Origin of the sequence: Brevundimonas sp. C43, assembly GCF_030732185.1 — a bacterium.
GTDB classification, from domain to species: Bacteria; Pseudomonadota; Alphaproteobacteria; order Caulobacterales; family Caulobacteraceae; genus Brevundimonas; species Brevundimonas diminuta_C.
The window spans coordinates 29,001-47,356 of record NZ_CP132231.1; the positions used below are offsets into that span (position 1 = coordinate 29,001).

Consider the following 18,356-nt stretch of genomic DNA (forward strand, 5'->3'; position numbering starts at 1 on the left):
GGCCGCCACGTCGTCCCCGTTCTCTTGCGGGACCGCGACATGCGGCCCTGGATCGGGGATGAGTAGAAGAGGCAGAAATCATGGCCTGACAACAACCATAATGTGGTCGTCGTACTGTGGCGTACAAAGACAGGGAAACGGCGGAACGCCCGAATACTTGCGATGCGTAGATCAGTGATTATTCCGCGTCGCGCGCGGGAATGTCTTCCGCGATTTCCTGCCTGAGCTTCGGTCCTTGCGCGAGTCGTCGGCCAAGGGCGGTGACGAAAGCTTCGTAGCGCTCGGCGGCCTTGGCGCGCGCCGCAACCTGTGCCGGCTCTGGCAGTGGCGGATTGGACGTCAGCCAGAAGCGAATGAACACGGCGAGCGTCTCGACTGAAATGCCAAGATCGCGCTCCATCCGCGCGATGCGACGATCGAGCTGGTCGAGCCGCTTAGTGGTGGCCGCCTCTTGCCGTTCCGCGGCATCAGGCGACAAGAAGGAGGCGATGCCTGCTTCTGCGACCAGCGACAGGGATAGGTCTCGCCGCGCGGCGTGCGCGGCGAGCGCCTTCATCACATCGGGATCGAGATAGACCGACAGCCGCTGTTTCTTGAGAGGTTTCGTCACGGCCGCCCCCTACAACTCGATCCCGTCGCCCGGGTCGAGCGATGCCTGACGGGCGACCTGGCGCATGGTCTGGGTCATGCGGCTGAGGCGCGCGGCATCCTCCTCGACGTCATCCCGAGGATCGATTTCGAACTCGTTCTCGATGACTGCCTTGCGCTCGACGGTCTTCGTTCGGCTGAGTTCGGGCTGATGGCGACGCTCGGATTCTGTCGGATCATCGTCCGACGCCTCCTGCGCGGCGATCGGTGCGTGGAGATCGGGCGCTGACGGCAGCGCCAATTTGCTCCAGTCGTCGGCTTGACCTGTCCTCGGCTTCGTCAGGGTCGGCGGAGCCAAGATGCGCTCCTGAAGCCGCTGATCCTCATAATATCGCGCCTTTTTCGCCCGGATCGGCGGAATGCCGGCGACCATGACGATCTCATCGGAAGGGGGAAGCTGCATGATCTCCCCCGGCGTCAGAAGCTGTCGGGCGGTCTCAGAGCGCGACACCATCATGTGGCCGAGCCAAGGCGATAGCCGGTGGCCGGCATAGTTCTTCATCGCCTTCATCTCGGTGGCGGTGCCGAGCGCATCCGAAACGCGTTTCGCGGTCCGCTCGTCATTTGTCGCGAAGCTGACCCGAACATGGCAGTTGTCGAGGATCGAGTTGTTCGGACCGTAGGCCTTCTCGATCTGGTTCAGCGACTGAGCGATTAGGAACGCCTTCAGGCCGTAACCCGCCATGAACGCCAGGGCGCTCTCGAAAAAGTCGAGCCGGCCCAGCGCGGGAAACTCGTCGAGCATGAGTAGCAGCCGATGGCGGTTGCTCTTGGCCTGGAGATCCTCGGTCAACCGGCGTCCGACCTGGTTGAGGATCAGCCGGATCAGTGGTTTGGTCCGGTTGATGTCGGATGGCGGGACCACGAGGTAGAGCGTGGTCGGATGCTTGCCGCCGACCATGTCGGCGATGCGCCAGTCGCAGCGCCGGGTGACCTCGGCCACGACGGGATCGCGATACAGGCCGAGGAAAGACATCGCAGTCGACAGCACGCCGGATCGCTCGTTGTCGGATTTGTTGAGCAGCTCGCGCGCCGCGCTGGCGATCACCGGGTGCGGGCCCGCGTCGCCGAGATGGGCGGTCTTCATCATCGCCGCGAGCGTCGACTCGATCGGCCGCTTCGGATCGGACAGGAAAGCGGCGACGCCGGCGAGGGTCTTGTCGGCCTCGGCATAGAGGACGTGGAGGATTGCCCCGACCAAAAGTGCGTGCGACGTCTTCTCCCAGTGGTTCCGTTTCTCGAGCGACCCTTCCGGATCGACCAGAATGTCGGCGATGTTCTGCACGTCGCGGACTTCCCATTCGCCGCGTCGCACCTCGAGCAACGGATTGTAGGCGGCCGACTTCGCGTTCGTTGGATCGAAGAGCAGCACGCGGCCATGCCGAGCGCGATAGCCGGCGGTCAGCGTCCAGTTCTCGCCCTTGATGTCATGGACGATCGCCGAGCCCGGCCAGGTCAAGAGCGAGGGCACCACCAAGCCCACGCCCTTGCCGGAACGCGTCGGCGCGAAGCACAGCACATGCTCGGGGCCGTCATGTCGAAGATAGTCACGCTCGTGTTTGCCGAGCACGACACCATCTGGACCGAGCAGGCCCGCGGCCTTCAACTCGTCAGGGCGCGCCCAGCGGGCCGAACCATAGGTCTCGACGTTCTTCGCTTCGCGTGCTCGCCACACTGACATGCCAATCGCGACCGCGATGGAGATGAAGCCACCCGACGCGGCGATATAGGCGCCTTCGACGAAGATCGGCGGCGCATAGGCATCGTAGAAGTACCACCACCAGAAGAAGGCGGGCGGATAGTAGATCGGCCATCCGGCGAGCTCGAACCATGGCTGCCCGAGCTGAGGTTGGAAACCGAAACGGTAGGCAGTCCATTGCGTCGCGCCCCAGGTCGTCATCAACACGATCAGGAAGACGGTGAGGATCTGGCCCCAAAGAATCTTCGTCGCCGACATGGCGGGGCACTCCTTTCTTGTTTGGGCTAGATGCCGAGGCCGCGATTGCGGCCGAAGCTCCAGTCGACGCCGCCGCCTCCGCGCGAGACGCCGGAGATGTGCTGGCCGAGCTGGCGTTCGAGGGATGGCGACCAGGGCACGAGCTGGAAGCCGAGGCCGTCGTCGATCATGGCGAAGCGGCCCGAGGCGAGCGCGAAGCGCTGCCGATAGGTGCCTGCCACATACTCGCCCGTTCCGGCCTTCGAGAATGGTCGGCCGGTCTCGGCCGCGAGCTTCTCTCCGAGCGCTTCGACCTCGCGCTGGCGCAAGGTCTCGATCAGCCCCGGCGAGAAGCTGACGCCTCGCGTTTGCCGCTCGGCGAGGCCTTGGCTGATGAGGTGTTCGGCCCGCCGGTCCATGGCCTGGCGCACTTCCGCGCCGAAGCCTCCGCCGCCGAGTGCTACCGGCTCGCGGGCGATGGCCTGCCGGTCGAGCCAGGTGGCGCCGGTCGCATGGACCTGTCGCTCGATATCGAGATCGGAGCGAACGGCGAGCGCGACACGGCGGCGACCCTGCGCATCGTCGAACTTGCGCAACTCGACGATCGACCCCGGCGCGCTGTCGGCGGCGGCGTCGAGATCGGGGAGCTTGATATGGTGGGTGCGCCCATCGGTGCCGTCGACCACGGCATAGGCCGTGCCCTTCAGCTCGTCATCGAGCCCCCGATCGACAAGCCGCCCAATAATCGGATCGTCGAGGCTCTCGCCGGCGAGCACATAGCTCGCGGCGCCACGCTCGATGCCGCGCTCGCTCAGGCCACGATGGATGCGCTTGATGATGTCGCCGCGTTCGCCGAGCGCGCGCAGCGTCTTCTCGGCATTCTCCGAGACGACCCACTGACCAGGGCCGACCTGATCGGCGAGGCCCAGCGTCTCCAGCTTCCGTAGCCGGCCGACCTTCAGCGCGTGGAATTCGTCGGGCTGGCGATCAGGATGCGGGGCGAGATCGGCCACGCCCGTGCGATAGCTGTCGCGGGCGATCTGGCGATCGAGATCGGTCCAGCGCTCCGCGCCGACCTGCCGTTCGAGGTTGCGGCGGATCTCATGCTCTGTCCGCGGCCCCAGCTCCTGGGTGACGAGGTCCTGCGCGCGGGCGCGCATGCCCTCCTTGATGTAGTCGCGGGAGATGACGAGGTCCTGGCCGTCATCGGTCCGCCCCCGCAGGATGATGTGGACGTGGGGGTTGTCGGTGTTCCAGTGATCGACACCGATCCAGTCGAGCTTGGTGCCGAGGTCCTTTTCCATCTGGCCCATAAGCTCGCGCGCGAAGGTCTTGAGGTCGGACATATCCGTCGCGTCCTCGGGCGAGACGATGAACCGGAAGTGATGCCGGTCGTCCTGGGTGCGCTCGGCGAAGGCCTTCGGATCGGCGTCCTCGCTCTCTGGGCCGAACAGGTGCGCCTTCTCTCCATCCCGGGTGACGCCCTCGCGGCGGAGGTAGCTGAGGTGAGCTGCGAGCGGCGCGGCCCGCGCGCTATGACGGACGACGCGGGTCTTGATGACCGTGTTGCGCGATCGGCTCGTGAGAAGACGATTGGCCTGCACCGTCGCGCGCTGCCCGCGCCCGAACCGCGAGCGGTTGCCCTTGCTGATCTGTCCGGTGCGCGAGATGCGGCCGCCAGCCCGCTGTGCGGCCGCGAGCGCCTGGGCGATGAAGGGCCGTGCCTGCTGGGCGCGGGTCGAGCGGATGCGACCAGGCCGGATGCGGAAATCGTCCTCGCCGCTCATGGTCGAGGCCCCGCACATCGCGCAATCGCGCGGAATTCTTTGGCGAAATGGCGAATGCGCAGGCTGCGCCGATCAGGCGCACCTCGCGCAGATGCGCCATAAGTCCCTGAAAACACACGACCGCACCAAGCCGCACATCGCCGGCTTTTATCTCGCCATCGTGCGGTTGTGCTGTCGGCTCCTCCTCTCCAGACCGCCCTTCGTCCGCCAGAACACGCCACAATGCGAACGGGTGCGAACGCGGTCATCGCGGACCACCGGGGACATTGCGCGCGACGAAAAGGCCATCGGTGCGCGAAGCCACCGGGCCTTGATCGCGCTCCGGGGCCGCCGCCGTCGTCGCGTCTGGCTCGCCCTCAGACTGCACCGGCGCTGCAGGTCCACTGCCAGCCGACTGCACGACAAAGAGCGGCGCCCGCGTCCAGGCGAGCGGATCGGCCGCCGCCACAACGACGGGGCCGGCGAGGTCACCGCCGCGGACAACGGGGGCAAGCGCGGCGACATAGGCGCGCGTTTCAGCCGGCAATGGGCGGCCCGCGAGATACTCTTCGTAGCGGCCCGGACCCGCGTTGTAGGCCGCCAGGAAGCCGGGCGATCCGTAGCGATCGTGCATCTCGCGCAGATACGCAGCGCCGGCCAGAATGTTGTCGCGCGGATCGTAGGGATTGCCGCCGAGCCGATGCCGGACGCGCAGTTCGGACCAAGTGGCGGGCATGATCTGCATCAGGCCCATTGCGCCGGCCGAAGAGATGGCGCGCACATCGCCTGCGCTTTCGACGCGCATGACGGCGCGTATCCATGCCTCTGGAACGCCGAAACGCTGCGCCGCCTCGGCGATGTAAGGGCCATATGGATCGCTGCGTGATGGCCGCTCGACCGGCGTCTGCTGGGCGTGGGCAGTGCTCGCGACCGGTGCGGCGAGGATCAGGCCGGAAAGGAGAAAGAGGGCTGCACGTCGGAGGGCGATCCTCCCTCCGACGACAGGCTTGATGCGCGCGGCGGGCATCGCTCAGTCCCGCTCGCCGCGCTTCGGCGGGCGATTCCAGTGCAGGCCCCAGGCGGATTTGTCGTCGGCCGACTGGAACAGGTTGGCGCGGATCGGATGTTCGAAGGTCGGATCGTCGAGCTGCAGCGAGACGTAGTCGCCGGCCTTCTCGCCGGTGCGCTTCCAGCCCGCGCCGATCTCCGCGCCGGTCTCGTTGCTCATCGTGTCGAGCACATGGACGCGGTAGTCGGGCGCGTTCTCGGCATCGGACGGCTCGGCCGCGACGATGATGATGTCCTGATGCAAGGACAGCGTCGTCAGGTGGCCGATGAAGCCATCATTTTCGCGAATGAATTGACCGATCACGGGCATGGGTCGTCTCCTTCATATTGCGGTGGATAGGGTCATGGGCGCGCCGTCACCGCGTCGGCGCGCGCCAAACGAAGCGGCTATCGCCGTCCTCGTCGGTATAGAGAGGGGTTGCCCGGCCGATCACGGCGGAGGCCGGGAGCGGCCCGAAGTAGCGACCGTCGAGGCTGTCGCGGACCTGCCAGTTCATCAGGAACAGCTCGCCGTTCGCGACCAACCGGCAGCCCTGCCAGACGGGCAGCGGGCGCCCGCGACGATCGCGATCGAGCGCGTCGCCCATCGGCACGCCGTCGACCGTGATGGCGAGCCCGGTCCGGCAAACCCGTTGTCCCGGGACCGCGGCGACGCGCTTCAGGAGCGGCACGCCGCGTGGCAGGTAGCCGCCATCGGACAGGAAGGTTGCGAGCGGCTCGGGTGCGTCGACGGCGACCAGATCGGTCACGTCGAGCGCGCCCACGTCGCCGATTGTGTAGAAGCCGACCGGCGTGCTGGCGGACGCGTTCCAGATCAGGCGCGGCGCGAACGAAGCGATCGAAGCCACGCCGATAAGCGAGACGGCCGCCGTAGTGACGATGGCGTAGGTAAGCCGGGTCATGCGCCGATCTCCCGACGCAGAAGAAAGGCGCGATGCTGGCGCGGACCATAGGCGCGCGGTGTTTCGCCGACGGTCATTCGGTTGTGGACATGGCGCCAATGGTCCGGCGAAACCTCGATCGGATCGATGCCGCGCGCTTCGATGGCGTCGATGAACTGGAGCATGCGCTCCACCTTTGGCCAGCCATCGACGTGCAGCAGGACCTCTGCGCCAGGCGTCACGGTCGGGACCGTCTGACACGGCGCATCGCACTCGACTGTGCGTAGGATGTCGAGGCGCGAGACCACGGTGCCGTGTTCGTTCCCCGCCCAGCGCACCAGCGCGAGGACGCTGCCGGGAGGGAAGAAGAGGATGCGACGGCGGCGGTCGAGGATCTGCTCGCGCCGCTCGCGACCGAAGCGGACCCAGTGCTCCGTCTGCTTCTCGATCCAGACGAGTTCGACCTGGGTGAACGCTTCGGGCGGCGGCTCGGCGGCAGCACGGCCGACGCGTTTTGGCGCGGCGACAAGGCCGGTCATTGTCCTTCTCCTGACGGGGGTGGGAATTCGCGCTCGAACAGCGCGCGCAGCATGTCGGCGACGGTCTGGCCGCGCTGGAAGGCGGTGATCTTGATGCGGCCCCGCATGTCGGCGGTTACGTCGATCGTCAGCCGGGCCGAGAAATCCTCGGCGGGCTGGCCGCGGGGCGCGTGGCGATCGGGCGCCTTGATCCAGCTTTCGGGATCGGCGGGACGCGCCGCAAAGCTGCGCTTCGGGGACCGCTCGCTCATGCGCCGATCCTCGCGACTTCCGCCGCGAGCGCGGCGATCTCGCGCGCGCCAGGGCAATCCTCGTCCTGCTCGGCGGCGAGCCGGCCGGTCTGCACAACGTCGGCAAAGACGATGCGCTGGCCGATTGTGGTCGAGAGCAAGGGCGGGTCGTGATCCGCCAGCGTTTCGGCGGTCTCGCGCGCCAGGATCGTGCGGGCAGCGCACCGGTTCAGCACGAAGCGCGCGGCGAGCTGCGGGCGATAGATGCGGGCCTCGCCGAGCAGCGCCAGCATTTCGGCCGACGCCCAGCCATCGAGCGGCGACGGCTGCACCGGGATCAGCACGAGATCGGCCGCGAGAAGCGCCGAGCGCATTAACCCCGCGACACGGGGCGGGCCGTCGATCACGACATGGTCGACGTCGCGGGCCAGCTCCGGCGCTTCACGGTGGAGCGTGTCGCGGGCCAGGCCGACGACACCGAACAACCGCTCCAGCCCCTCCCGGCTGCGCTGTTGCGACCAGTCGAGGGCCGAGCCCTGTGGGTCGGCGTCGATCAGCGTGACACGCTGTCCACGGCGAGCCCATTCGCCGGCGAGATGGAGGGCGAGCGTCGTCTTCCCGACGCCGCCCTTCTGATTGAGGAGGGCGACGATCATGACGGTCTCCCGGCGATCGGGGACTCGTCCACAGCGGCCGAAAACGGCCGTTGCGTTAGAAAGATTCCGTAGGAATCTAGGTTAGATAAGTTACGGGGCTCGCAAGCTGCTGATTCAGCGCGAGGAATCGACGATTCCGGTCCCCGATAGCACGAGAGTCCAGTCCCCGATGGCACGATAGTGCCGGTCCCTGATAGCACGACACTATTCACAGCTTATCCCCAGGGTGAGATTTGGTCCGGCGACGACGGCGCGGGGTGCCGAGGGCATCCGGATCGGTCGGCACGAAGGAGAGGATTTCCGGACCGCCGACGCCCTGCTCGATGGTCAGGCGGTAGCCGGGGAGCGGCTGGCGTTTGACGATGTCGCGGAGGTCGTAGGCGAAGTGCTTGAGCGGCGAGAGGCTGCCGGACTTCGAATGGAGATGCGGGAAGTCGAAGCTCCAGCCGAACTCCTGGCGACCGCCGTGCTTGCGCACCAGGCGGTAGAGCCAGCGTTCGAGCCCGCCGGTCAGGCCGAAGTAGTTTCGGTCGATCGTGAGTACGAGCGCGTCGTCCAGCACGGCGCCGTAGAACCAGTCGGGGACTATCAGTTCGAGCCCGAGCGGGCGGCCTCGGTGATCGGCGCGTTCCTTCCACTCGTTGATCCAGGAGAAGCGGTGCATCCGCCGCTCGGTCGGCTGACGGATGGACGTCGCCACCGTGGTCGACTGAAGCCGATCGAGTGCGGCCTTCAAGCGGTCGTAATCGCGCAGCGACACGCCACGACCGATGAAGTTGAGGATTTCATAGGGAGTGGTCGCCATTAGGCGCGACGGCCGCAGGCCGAGGTCGCGTGCTTCGACGATCTGCGAGGCGGCCCAGATCAGGACGTCGGCGTCCCAGATCGTCGCCATGCCGTGCTCGGCGACGGCTTCGACGCGAATCTTCACCGAGCCTGCCTTGAAGTCGATCGGCGCCAGGCGCTTCGACTTGGCGAGCGAGAAGAATGGATAGGCCATGAGGTCCTGCGCATCGCGGGGCGCAAGATCGCCGGGCAGCGCCCGGAACAGATCGAGCTGCGCACGCTCATCGCGATGCTGGTGGCGGGACGGCATGGCGCGCCGTCTCAGCGCGGAAAGCGCCCGCCGGCGGTGGCGGGAGATTTCGGCTGACGCTTGGCGGGCAGAACAGTGCCTGCGCGTGGATCGGAGGTGGAGGTCACGAGACCCTGGTCCGCCCAGGCCTGGAGGTCTTCCACCGCATAGACGACGCGACCACCAAGCTTGCGATAGGTCGGGCCGGTTCCGTAGGTACGGTGCTTTTCGAGCGTGCGCTCGGATAGGCCGAGGAACCGCGCGGCTTCCTGCGTTCTGAGATAGCGCTGCGGAATACTGGCGGCTATTTCGGCCATGATCGCACCTCCGTGTGCTCGCTGGTTGCCGCTGCGAACGAGCGGCGGGTTGCGAGCACCGTGGCGGGAGGCCGGCGCGTTCGACAGGAACGGAATTAGGAAGTTATTTTCGACACCGAGGGCGTGTCATCGCGAGCGACGCGGAAGCCGAAGGATTTTGCGGTAGCCGCCACGGACGAACGCCAGGCCGTCCCGGGCAAGGCGGACCGTCGTCTCGCGGACAGGGTTCTCGACCCAAGTCGCCGAGTCGTGTTTGAGGTTCGGGAAGAGCTGCGCGGCGATCTGGCGGTAGCTCGCTCCTGCGACACGGGCGTCGACGACGCGGAGCATCAGGCGAGCGCGCCGCTGGCGCTGCGGCGTGACTCGGGGGTCGGCGGGCGCACGCCGGTTCTTGATGGCGGCCCAGAAGCGCGCCAAAGCGGTGAGGCGGTCCGGCAGCAGATCATCGAGAATGAGAAGCGCGGCGAGCGCTTGGCGGCTGGACAATGCGGTCAGCGCGACGTCAAAGCTTTCGCGTCGCATCTCAAGCCGGACGAGCGCCTCGTCATACTGAAGGATTACATGGGCGTGCACATCTTCAGCGGTGAACGGGGGACCATCGGGCGCTGGGCCTGTCGTCAGGATGATCGCAGCCGGATCGACTTGCGGGGTCCAGAAGATCGGCTGGATGAGCGCCGAGTTGCGCGGGTCGGCGACGAAATCGCAACCCCCATTGGGCGGCAAACTCGCGCGCGGCGCTCTCGCTCAAGCGCCCGACGGCTATCAGCTCCCGATAGGATTTTCTGTAGTCTGGGTTGCGCCGCAGAAACTCCCAGGCAAGATCACCGGGCGTTAGCGCATCGATGTAATCGTAAGCGGCCTCAGACCGCCAGCTTTCGTCCTCGGACATCCTCCACCGCCTCCGCGCAATAAGACGCAACGCGAGTTATGCATGGGGCACGATTCCAAGTTGAATGAGGCTTGGGAATAACGAAGGTGGATGAAGGTGATGCGCGTTCCGCATCACCTCAGTGCGCGCGGGAGCCAAGGAACTCGCAGAAGCCGCCCTGCGTCATCCATCTGGCGCGTTCAAGATGTGCGTCGTAGACCTGCCGAGCGCGGGGCTCGTCCCGATCGGCCTCGAGGTCGAAGAGGACTTTAGCCACCTCTCGCCAATCCGCCCCTTGCGCCTCGGCATCGAGCAGACGGGCGTAGAGCTTTAGATGCGTCCGATCGTAGGCCGTCAGCGCCGCGCCGCCCGGTGGCTGGTCGAGAAAGTCCGTCTTGGTCACAACATCCCCCGAAGACGCGGTTTATCCATTCCGGGAAACATTGTTAACGCTGATTTGATCGCAATGATGAAGCGGGCAACACATGCGCGACGTCGTCGCGTTGCCGCGATAGCCGGAAAATCAGGCGTCTTTCTTAGCATCGACCAACAGCACTCCCTTGCCCTGGTCGGAGTTCAGGAAGACGATGCCGGCGCGTTCGAAAGCTCGTCTCACCTCATCGCGAGTCGTCTCGTACACCTCCAGCCCGCTATGGGATTCGAGGCGCTTGAGAGCGGTCAATGAGACCCGGGCCTTGTCCGCGAGCGTCTCCTGTGTCCAACCCAGCAACGCGCGTGCGGCCCGAAATTGTCGGGCGGTGATCATGCATGATCACCTCCCACACGGTCCTACGCGCACGCTAAAACTACGACTTCTCTATTCGGGCCGTGCCGCTTGCACGCCCCCTATCTCACTCCAATCGTTCAGATACATACTATAGTTGATAAACTCATAGTGTGTAAACTGCGACCGGTAGCGCATGGATATGCGCAAACTGGTCGGCCGGAACTTCGCCCGCCTGCGTCGGGAGAAGGGCCTGACCCAGGAGGAGGTCGAAGCGCGTTCCGGATTCAGCCAACAGTACCTCAGCAGCCTTGAGCGCGGGCGGCGGAATCCGACCGTCATCACGCTGTATGAACTCGCCCAGGCCCTTGGCGTGAGCCATCTCGAATTGGTTCAGCCGGACAACGACAGGACCTGATCGGCACTCCCGCGAGGATCATGCTTCTCTTCGTGGTCGGCATCAGAGCCGCCACAGGATGGGATCAGAAGAGCCGGTGGAACAATCTATAATGCGACATCGCGTAGGAAAGGCCGACGCGGTCAAGTCGTATTTGCGAACTCACCGTCCCTCGTCCCCTCGCGGGGAGCCGCTCGGATCGGGCTTACGCCCGGTCGAAGCTCATCAGTTCACAGCCGTCGTCACCGGCGGCGTGCCCCAGTTAAACTCGGTGCCGTCCACCCACATGCGATGAAGGATCACCCCGATCCGGCGAGCCAGCGCGACGATAGCCTTCTTATGGCCGCGCCGCCGGGACACCTGCGCGGCCCAGGCCTTCAATGCCGACCAGCGTTTGACGCGTGTCAGGAGCACCTGCGCTGCCTCGTAGAGCGCACTTCGCATCATCGCGTCGCCCCACTTCGAGATGCGGCCGGTTCGATCGACCTCGCCCGATTGGTGCTTGCGCGGTGTTAGACCGAAGTGCGCGCCCACCGTTCGTGAACGGCTGAATCGTGCAGGCACGTCGACAGTGGCGCGGAAGGTGAGTGCGACCACCGGGCCGACACCCGGAACGGTCATCAGCCGTCGAGAGATTGCATCGTCTCGCGCCAGGCGGACCAGAACATCATCCAGCCGAGCGAACTCCTGGCGAAGCGCCCGGCGAACGGTCAATAGCGGGTCGGCGACGATGTCCAGATCGCTTTCTGTGAGGAGTTCTCGGACGCGCGGCTCGAAGTCGCGAGCGGTAACCTTGCCGAGGTGATAACCGAAGTTGCGAATGAGGCCGCGGATCTCGTTCTCGACATCCTGCAGCTTGTTCCTCAGCAACTGGCGCGCTGTCAGAACCGTGCGCAGCCTCTGACTTGTGGGCGTCTTTACATGCACTGGCTTGAAGAGACCGACGCGCATCATCTGTGCGATGCCGCGAGCGTCATGGCGATCGGTCTTGTTGAGCTGCGCAGCCAGCGCGGCCTTCATGTGGCGCGTTTCGACGCAAATGACGGGAAGCCCCGCCGCGGCCAGTCCGGCGTATAGATGCTGGGAGAGCATTCCCGCTTCGAGGCCAATGCGGCCGAGGTTGAGCTCGAGACCATGAAGGTGCGCAGCGATGGCTTCGGGATCGACGCTCATCTTGCGCTCGTGCGCGACGCGTCCGTCACCATCGATCACGCACAGGTTGACGGAACGGGCAGATACATCAAGTCCAACGTAGTGTTTCTCTATCATCACCGGAGTCCTCAGTTGAATGTCCGGTGATTCCTTTAGCGCCTCCGGCGCGACTTTTGGCAACTACGACCTTTTTAGTCGCCCTTCACAACGACACTCGCAACCAGACTGCGCTCAGCCAGCGCAGCACGACAACTTGGCGACATCCTTACTGAATGCCAGCGCCGCCAGCTTCAAGCCCTCGACCGTGGTGAGATACGGGAAGATCGTATCCGCGAGGTCGTCGACGGTGAGACCTTGCCGGATCGCCAGAGCCGCCGTCTGAATGCTGTCGGCGCCTTCCGGCGCGAGGATATGCGCGCCGAGCAGGCGGCCGTTGCCGGTGTCGGCCACGAGCTTGATCAGCCCGCGGGTGTCGCGAGCGGCGAGCGCGCGCGGCACCTGGTCGAGGCCGATCGTCGAAACGCGAACCGCATGTCCAGCGGCTCGTGCTGCCGCTTCGGTCAGGCCGACGCTCGCCACCTGGGGGTCGGTGAATACGATCGCAGGCATCGCACTATTGTCGTAGCGCAGGCTGTCGCCGTTGAGGGCGTTCTTGGCCGCGAGCTTGGCGCCATAGGCCGCCATGTAGACGAACTGGTCGCGGCCGGTGACGTCGCCGGCGGCATAGACGCCAGCCTTGGTCGTGCGCATGCGGTCGTCGACCACGATGCCGCCCTTCGCCGAGACGGTGATCCCGTGCTCGGCCAGCCCAAGGCCTTCGATGTTGGGCGTGCGCCCCGTGGTGATCAGTACCTGATCGGCCTCGATCATAGCATCCTGGCCATCGCGCGTGACCGTCAGTGACACACCGCCATCGGTTTTGCGGATCGCGCGGTAAGCGATGCCGGAGATAACGGTGATGCCTTCGTCCTCGAAATACCCCGTGAGCGCCGCGCCGATCTCGGGCTCGGCCTCGGGGAGTAGACGAGACCGGCAGACGAGGGTCACATTGACGCCGGCACGAGCGAACATCTGGGCGAGTTCCGCGCCGATGTAGCCGCCGCCGATCACAAGCAGCGAGCGCGGCAGCTCCTCGAGGTCGAGCGCCGTCGTGCTGGTGAGATACGGCACGGTCTCGATGCCAGGAATGGCGGGCACCGCCGGCCGCGCGCCGGTCGCAATGATGATCTTGCCAGCGGCAATGCGCGTGCCATCAACTTCGACGCCGCCGTCGAGAAGGCGAGCTGGCCCGTCGCGATAGGCGATACCATTGTACGCGGGCAGCAGGTCCGCGTATTTGGCCTGGCGCAGCCCAGACACGAGCGTGTCCTTCTGACGAACAGTTCCGCGCCAGTCTGTCAGTTCGGCTTCAGCAGTAATGCCGGCAAAACGTGCTGCCACACGAGCGTTGTGAAGTGTCTCGGCCGCGCGGATCAAGGTCTTTGACGGCACGCAGCCGACATTGACGCAGGTGCCTCCGATGGTGCCGCTGCCGATGAGCGCCACCTGCGCGCCCTGATCAGCGGCCGTGATGGAAGCCGAGAAGCCCGCCGAGCCGGCGCCGATCACGACGAGATCGTAAGCGCCTCCATTGCGACCGTTTGTGCGGAACGAGCGGTTCGCGACTGCCGGGCTCTTCGATTCCGGATCGGCAGGCGGTCGTGGTATCACACCTAGTCCGGCGAGGCTCGGCCCGAACAGAGCGCGGCCGGCCTCCAGCCCTTCATCGATCGACAGCCGAAAACCTGGCTCGTCGGTGGAATGCTTGCGGCGCCAGGCGGAGAGATGGTCATCCGAGCAGAAAAAGGCGGTCGTCGTGCACAGCGAACTCGCGGCGCATGCGTCTTCATAGCGAACGCTTTGCCACATGACGGCCGTCCGCGGCTCGACATCGGCCAGTACCCGCCCTCGGTCCCGTGTGGTGATCCGGATCGGCGCGCCGCAATGGCGGCAGCGCGAGGCGATCGAGATATCGCGATCAATCATGGCGCCGATGCCAAGCGCATCGACCGCGCACATGGCATTGAGAACGCGCCCGTCCAGCGTGACCTGATAGCCCCTGTCTTGGTCGGTGAACGGATAGGCGCCGACGATCCGCTCGCCGTCGAGAACGACCAGGTCGCGCCGACGGAGCTCGTCGAGCAATGGCGGGACGGCCGCCTCACCGAGTCCTGCACGGTTTGCAATCGCGGCCATGGCCGGCGCTCGCCCGTGTTCGACGTAAAGCTGAAGCAGCGCAACGCGCGCGCGATCCGTAGCGGGATCGTAGCCGCTCCAGCGATTAAGCACATGGCCGGATCCGACCATGGCCAGCAGGGCGTCCCTCACCGCGTGCGATGTGACCGCTGACCAATCCGGGAAAGTTACGCCCGGCCGCACGGCATAGCTCGGCAGCGTCTCGGGCGTAGGGGTGACAGTCTCGTTTCGTGACGAGGAAGAGGCACAGCAATCGTTCATGGCTTCACGCCTTCTTTGTGGATCGTCGTCTCGCAACGGGCGGCCTATGCGCGGCGACGATGGAATATCCAAGCGATGAGGCCGAAGCTCGCAATCATCAGCGGAAGCGCAACCAGGCCCTTACCGGCTAGCCACGCGCCGAGGCCCGCCAAGGGCAGGCCGACAGCGAGGAGCGGCGCCGCGCAACAGATCGCGACCAGAACGGCGCCGGCCATGCCTGCACGGATTGCGGCGCGATCGATCATCTTAACTGCCCTGCTGCCTCAGATGGGCCGGATAGCCCGCGTTCATGCTGGCGGTGGCGATGGTGTCGGAGGTGGTCTTCGCGTCGTCGAAGGTCACGGTCGCGGTTTTCGCCTTGAAGGAGACGGTCACGTTCGCGACGCCCGGGACCGCCGCCATCGAGGTCTTCACGATGTAAGGGCACGAGGCACAGGTCATGTTGTCGACAGCAAACGTCACGGTGCGTTCAGCGGCGAACGCGGTCGATGCCGTCATCACCGAGGCGATCAGGGCAAGGACGCTCAAGCTCTTCTTCATGGGACGGGTCTCCTCTTGGTGTCAGGCGCGAAGCAGCAGTGGGGCGATATAGTCGAAGGCAAAGGCGGCGATCACGAGCACGGTCGCGATCCAGAGCGCGAACTGAACGAGCCGGCTGGAGATTGGACGCGCGCAGGCTGCGCCATCAGTGCACGCGCGCCGCGGCTTCCAGTAGACGAGGTAGAAGCCGTATCCGAGGAGGCCCGCCGTTCCGGCGACGAAGAGCGGCTTGTACGGCGCGAGCGCCGTCAGGTTGCCGATCCAGGCGCCGCCAATGCCGAGGCTGAACAGGATGAGCGGAATGACGCAGCAGGACGACGCGGCGATCGCGCCGAGAATGCCGCCCAGAGCAACCAGGCGCTGCCGTCCGGCGTCTGCCCGCTCCGACGATGCAAGATCTGTCGTGACGGGTCCCGTATCTGCTGTCTCGGATTGCGATGCAGCCATGTTCGACCTCTCATTCCTTGCCGAAATCTTCATTGGGCCGTAGGATGCAGTCTGTAGTTCCTACAGGGTCAAGGAGATTTTTGCGATGCGCGATCACGCTGGGGTGAAGGGTTTGCAGCGAGCCGAACTCGCCCGGCGGACGGGCAGCAATCTGGAGACGGTCCGCTACTATGAGAAGGTCGGGCTACTGCCTGAGCCGCCGCGCACGACGGCGGGCTACCGCAGCTATGACACGACGCACGAGCGGCGGCTTCGCTTCGTCCTGCGGGCGCGCGAACTCGGCTTCTCGCTGGATGAAATCCGCGAGCTGCTGCGGCTCGTCGATGAACGCGATCAACCTTGCGCGGAGGCGCGCGCCGTCGCTGCTGCCCATCTCGACGACGTGCGGGCGAAGATCGCCGATCTGAAACGGATGGAGCGGGTATTGAAGGACGTGGTCGCACAATGCGCCGATGGCACGCTGCCAGAATGCCCGCTGATAGAGACGCTATTTGGTGAAGCCGCTTGAAGGCTGCGCCTATACGCTTTGCGGACTATGGAGCAACTAGAGCCGGCCGCTAAACGCTCCGAATACCCCATCTATAATAGTCGCTCTCGCCTCTGAATTCCAGCAATTTCGCCCTCGGCGAGCGGACTGCCGGTGTCGAAGCCGCTGCCTGATTCGGTCGTTCGAGAATGCGAAGGCCCCGGCCTTCCGGCCGGGGCCTGACGCGGGTCCTCAGTCGCTGCGCCGCCCGTTGGGACGGGACCAGATCAGCGAGTAGGTGTCCGCGTCCTCGTCGTCGAAGAGGTTGGCGTAGATGGGGCTGTTGAACGAAGGGTCGTCCAGCTTGAGGCCCAGATAGTCGCGGCCCTCGTTGGAGCGCTTGGTCCAGGCGGCCCCGATCTCGGCACGGCCGACCAGAACCCGGTGGCTCGGAGCGTTTTCGCCGGTGGCGCGGGTGTCGGGGACGATGCGCACGCCCTTGGCCTGGACGCTGAGGGTGACGATTTCGCCGGTGAACTCGTTCGAGACGGTCTTCTTGAAGGTGCCGATGGTCGCCATGGTAAGTCTCCGTTTTTCCGTATTCGAGCCCGCACCATTGCGGCCTCGATGGCGATCGGTTGGCCGGAGGCGATCGACGGCGCACCCCGAAGGGGCTGGACAGCTAAGGAGGGGTTTCTTGTCCCGCGAGGAATGGCGGCGCAGCCGGCAGGGGAAGAAAGTTCGACGCCGCTGTTGCGTCATAGGCGATCGAGGCGTCAGCCGGCCTTCGGCCAGATCAGGCCATTGAAGAGGCCGTTTGGAGCGGTTGAGGCACGGTCAGGAAACGGATGCGATGGCGGCCACCCTGCATCGGCATACCGGCGCTGATGCGGACCCCCTGGCGATTGCTCCCTCGTACAGGCAAGTCGCGCTGCATCCTCGCCGTCGCCGCTATCGGAGGGATCGTGACGCCCGGTAGCAGGTCGCGCACGCCGATGCAGTTGCCCCGGAGCGCTTCAGCGGGGTCGTGCGCAGGGTCTAGCGTCGAGTTTCGCTCCACGCTCCAGCCACACGCGCCTCAGACTGCGGAGGCGTTGGCGCCAACGTGATTTTGGTCCGTCGCATCGGCGCTGAATGTGGTCAGGCTCGCGCGAGGCCCGGACCGGATGGGGCGGGGGCCGTCGCCATCCCGGCGACCCGCACGAAGGCGGTAATGCCAACGGCAATCGCGCCGATGATCGAGAAGGCCATCTGCCAACCGTCGGACGGCATGAGGTGTTTGACGATGCCGTGGGTGGCATGGAAGCCGGCGAGCGCGGCCGGGGCAACAAAGGCGATGGCGACAAGCAGCTTCAGCCAGATGGGTCGCACGAACGCGATCATGAGGTTGCCGATGGCAAGAGTGATCGCCGCAGCGACCAAGCCGACAAGAATGGCGCCCACGATGCCGGCGCCGGTGCCGTGCGCCCAAGCGCCGACGGTCACGCCGACGAAGGCCGGCAATGCGAAGACGGCGAGAGTGAACAGCAGCCAGCACAGCGCGGCAATAGCGGCGAGCGAGGCGAGAATTGCGAGAATGATCATGGCGGTGGACTCCGTGACGATTGGTCTGACGGTCGCGCCTTCCACCACCACCACGGCACATGGCAACTGTAGCCGAAATGCGTCCGCGCCGGGAGCGGAAATCGCTGAGGATCTCCGCCCGGCAGCGGATCGCGCCGGTTACGGGGCGAAGGGGTCGATCTCATGGATGATCTCCGAGGCGTCCCCGTCGTATTCGCTGGCGGGAGCCACCGACAGGGTGCCGTCTCCGGCCTGGAAGATGACGATGGCGGCCATCAGGGTTGTGGCGAGGCTGAAGGCGAAGGCGTGAGCGTCGTTGAGGGACATTTGCTTGGCTCCTGCTGGAGCGGGGGACCATCCCCCGCCGACAGGCGCCCGAAGTGTTCGGCCGTGGACTGCAATCACCGCGCAGGCGCAGCCGCAGCGGCGGCATGCTCGCATAGCCGACCCTTTATGGGTTGATGGCGACAAGTCTGCGGCTGAACCAAGGATCAGCGCTGAAAGGCGGGGGTGGTTCTCGTGTAAGGAGACCAACGTTACTGGCCTCGAACCTTACTCTGCTTTGCTCCAGCCAAGTGCCGCTGGAC

The 18,356-nt window shown here is 65.5% G+C and carries 25 protein-coding genes; 2 read left to right on the forward strand and 23 right to left on the reverse strand.

Translation table 11 applies throughout. The features are described from left to right. Window positions 1–178 precede the first annotated feature (178 nt). The 15 genes from Q9R14_RS00175 to Q9R14_RS00245 form a co-directional block, all read right to left on the reverse strand. Window positions 179–610 (reverse strand): hypothetical protein, encoded by a 432-nt coding sequence (locus Q9R14_RS00175; protein WP_037520549.1) that lies wholly within the window; start codon window positions 608–610, stop codon window positions 179–181. A gap of 9 nt (window positions 611–619) precedes the next feature. Next, window positions 620–2,605, reverse strand: a complete 1,986-nt coding sequence (locus Q9R14_RS00180; protein ID WP_037520547.1) for a conjugal transfer protein TraG — start codon at window positions 2,603–2,605, stop codon at window positions 620–622. 26 nt (window positions 2,606–2,631) lie between these two features. Next, on the reverse strand, window positions 2,632–4,371 hold the full coding sequence (locus Q9R14_RS00185) for a VirD2 family relaxase/mobilization nuclease (RefSeq protein WP_037520713.1): 1,740 nt from the start codon (window positions 4,369–4,371) through the stop codon (window positions 2,632–2,634). Between the two features lie 244 nt (window positions 4,372–4,615). Beyond that, the gene (locus Q9R14_RS00190; RefSeq protein ID WP_051886771.1) at window positions 4,616–5,377 is read right to left on the reverse strand and encodes a lytic transglycosylase domain-containing protein; all 762 of its coding nucleotides are present in this window, start codon (window positions 5,375–5,377) and stop codon (window positions 4,616–4,618) included. 3 nt (window positions 5,378–5,380) lie between these two features. Then, complete coding sequence (locus tag Q9R14_RS00195; RefSeq protein ID WP_037520546.1) at window positions 5,381–5,728, reverse strand: DUF736 domain-containing protein; 348 nt, start codon at window positions 5,726–5,728, stop codon at window positions 5,381–5,383. 46 nt (window positions 5,729–5,774) lie between these two features. Continuing rightward, the gene (locus Q9R14_RS00200; RefSeq protein WP_037520543.1) at window positions 5,775–6,320 is read right to left on the reverse strand and encodes a S26 family signal peptidase; all 546 of its coding nucleotides are present in this window, start codon (window positions 6,318–6,320) and stop codon (window positions 5,775–5,777) included. Further along, window positions 6,317–6,838, reverse strand: coding sequence for a DUF2840 domain-containing protein (locus Q9R14_RS00205; protein WP_037520540.1), 522 nt, complete (start codon window positions 6,836–6,838; stop codon window positions 6,317–6,319). The genes Q9R14_RS00200 and Q9R14_RS00205 overlap by 4 nt, the downstream gene beginning before the upstream one ends. Further along, window positions 6,835–7,089 (reverse strand): hypothetical protein, encoded by a 255-nt coding sequence (locus tag Q9R14_RS00210; protein ID WP_037520539.1) that lies wholly within the window; start codon window positions 7,087–7,089, stop codon window positions 6,835–6,837. The genes Q9R14_RS00205 and Q9R14_RS00210 overlap by 4 nt, the downstream gene beginning before the upstream one ends. Continuing rightward, on the reverse strand, window positions 7,086–7,724 hold the full coding sequence (gene parA, locus Q9R14_RS00215) for a ParA family partition ATPase (RefSeq protein WP_037520537.1): 639 nt from the start codon (window positions 7,722–7,724) through the stop codon (window positions 7,086–7,088). Before parA ends, Q9R14_RS00210 begins: the two co-directional genes overlap by 4 nt. A gap of 208 nt (window positions 7,725–7,932) precedes the next feature. After that, window positions 7,933–8,820: a replication initiator protein A gene (locus Q9R14_RS00220; RefSeq protein WP_037520536.1), complete on the reverse strand. Its 888-nt coding sequence runs from the start codon at window positions 8,818–8,820 to the stop codon at window positions 7,933–7,935. 11 nt (window positions 8,821–8,831) lie between these two features. Continuing rightward, window positions 8,832–9,116: an AlpA family transcriptional regulator gene (locus tag Q9R14_RS00225; protein WP_037520534.1), complete on the reverse strand. Its 285-nt coding sequence runs from the start codon at window positions 9,114–9,116 to the stop codon at window positions 8,832–8,834. A gap of 126 nt (window positions 9,117–9,242) precedes the next feature. Continuing rightward, window positions 9,243–9,638 (reverse strand): DUF2285 domain-containing protein, encoded by a 396-nt coding sequence (locus tag Q9R14_RS00230; RefSeq protein WP_306003066.1) that lies wholly within the window; start codon window positions 9,636–9,638, stop codon window positions 9,243–9,245. Window positions 9,639–9,693: 55 nt separating this feature from the next. Further along, window positions 9,694–10,005 carry a transcriptional regulator domain-containing protein gene (locus tag Q9R14_RS00235; protein WP_234791947.1) on the reverse strand — a complete coding sequence of 104 codons (312 nt, stop codon included), beginning with the start codon at window positions 10,003–10,005 and terminating at the stop codon, window positions 9,694–9,696. 118 nt (window positions 10,006–10,123) lie between these two features. Then, on the reverse strand, window positions 10,124–10,387 hold the full coding sequence (locus tag Q9R14_RS00240; RefSeq protein ID WP_037520533.1) for a DNA -binding domain-containing protein: 264 nt from the start codon (window positions 10,385–10,387) through the stop codon (window positions 10,124–10,126). Window positions 10,388–10,507: 120 nt separating this feature from the next. Further along, a complete protein-coding gene (locus Q9R14_RS00245; RefSeq protein WP_037520532.1) occupies window positions 10,508–10,750 on the reverse strand; it encodes a helix-turn-helix transcriptional regulator in 243 nt (80 codons plus the stop codon). A gap of 160 nt (window positions 10,751–10,910) precedes the next feature. Between Q9R14_RS00245 and Q9R14_RS00250 the strand changes: the two genes are divergently transcribed. Beyond that, window positions 10,911–11,126 carry a helix-turn-helix domain-containing protein gene (locus Q9R14_RS00250; protein ID WP_306003067.1) on the forward strand — a complete coding sequence of 72 codons (216 nt, stop codon included), beginning with the start codon at window positions 10,911–10,913 and terminating at the stop codon, window positions 11,124–11,126. A gap of 204 nt (window positions 11,127–11,330) precedes the next feature. On the opposite strand, the gene Q9R14_RS00255 is transcribed toward Q9R14_RS00250, so the two are convergent. The 5 genes from Q9R14_RS00255 to Q9R14_RS00275 all read right to left on the reverse strand — a co-directional run bounded on the left by Q9R14_RS00255 (window position 11,331) and on the right by Q9R14_RS00275 (window position 15,740). Further along, on the reverse strand, window positions 11,331–12,374 hold the full coding sequence (locus Q9R14_RS00255) for an IS110 family transposase (protein WP_107327047.1): 1,044 nt from the start codon (window positions 12,372–12,374) through the stop codon (window positions 11,331–11,333). 114 nt (window positions 12,375–12,488) lie between these two features. Next, window positions 12,489–14,753, reverse strand: coding sequence for a bifunctional organomercurial lyase/mercury(II) reductase MerBA (gene merBA / locus Q9R14_RS00260; RefSeq protein ID WP_107327046.1), 2,265 nt, complete (start codon window positions 14,751–14,753; stop codon window positions 12,489–12,491). Between the two features lie 44 nt (window positions 14,754–14,797). Further along, complete coding sequence (locus Q9R14_RS00265; RefSeq protein WP_107327045.1) at window positions 14,798–14,998, reverse strand: mercury transport protein; 201 nt, start codon at window positions 14,996–14,998, stop codon at window positions 14,798–14,800. 1 nt (window position 14,999) lies between these two features. After that, a complete protein-coding gene (locus tag Q9R14_RS00270) occupies window positions 15,000–15,293 on the reverse strand; it encodes a cation transporter (RefSeq protein WP_107327044.1) in 294 nt (97 codons plus the stop codon). A gap of 21 nt (window positions 15,294–15,314) precedes the next feature. Further along, entirely contained in the window at window positions 15,315–15,740 is a 426-nt protein-coding gene (locus tag Q9R14_RS00275) for a mercuric transporter MerT family protein (RefSeq protein ID WP_107327043.1), read from the reverse strand. Window positions 15,741–15,825: 85 nt separating this feature from the next. On the opposite strand from Q9R14_RS00275, the gene Q9R14_RS00280 reads away from it, so the two are divergent. Continuing rightward, window positions 15,826–16,248, forward strand: coding sequence for a helix-turn-helix domain-containing protein (locus Q9R14_RS00280; RefSeq protein WP_107327042.1), 423 nt, complete (start codon window positions 15,826–15,828; stop codon window positions 16,246–16,248). 210 nt (window positions 16,249–16,458) lie between these two features. Here Q9R14_RS00280 and Q9R14_RS00285 read toward each other — a convergent pair whose 3' ends face one another. The 3 genes from Q9R14_RS00285 to Q9R14_RS00295 all read right to left on the reverse strand — a co-directional run bounded on the left by Q9R14_RS00285 (window position 16,459) and on the right by Q9R14_RS00295 (window position 18,096). After that, window positions 16,459–16,785, reverse strand: a complete 327-nt coding sequence (locus tag Q9R14_RS00285) for a DUF736 domain-containing protein (RefSeq protein WP_037520531.1) — start codon at window positions 16,783–16,785, stop codon at window positions 16,459–16,461. A 561-nt stretch (window positions 16,786–17,346) separates the two neighbouring features. Then, complete coding sequence (locus tag Q9R14_RS00290) at window positions 17,347–17,790, reverse strand: hypothetical protein (RefSeq protein ID WP_037520530.1); 444 nt, start codon at window positions 17,788–17,790, stop codon at window positions 17,347–17,349. Between the two features lie 138 nt (window positions 17,791–17,928). Then, the gene (locus Q9R14_RS00295) at window positions 17,929–18,096 is read right to left on the reverse strand and encodes a hypothetical protein (protein ID WP_170828631.1); all 168 of its coding nucleotides are present in this window, start codon (window positions 18,094–18,096) and stop codon (window positions 17,929–17,931) included. Window positions 18,097–18,356: the final 260 nt, after the last annotated feature.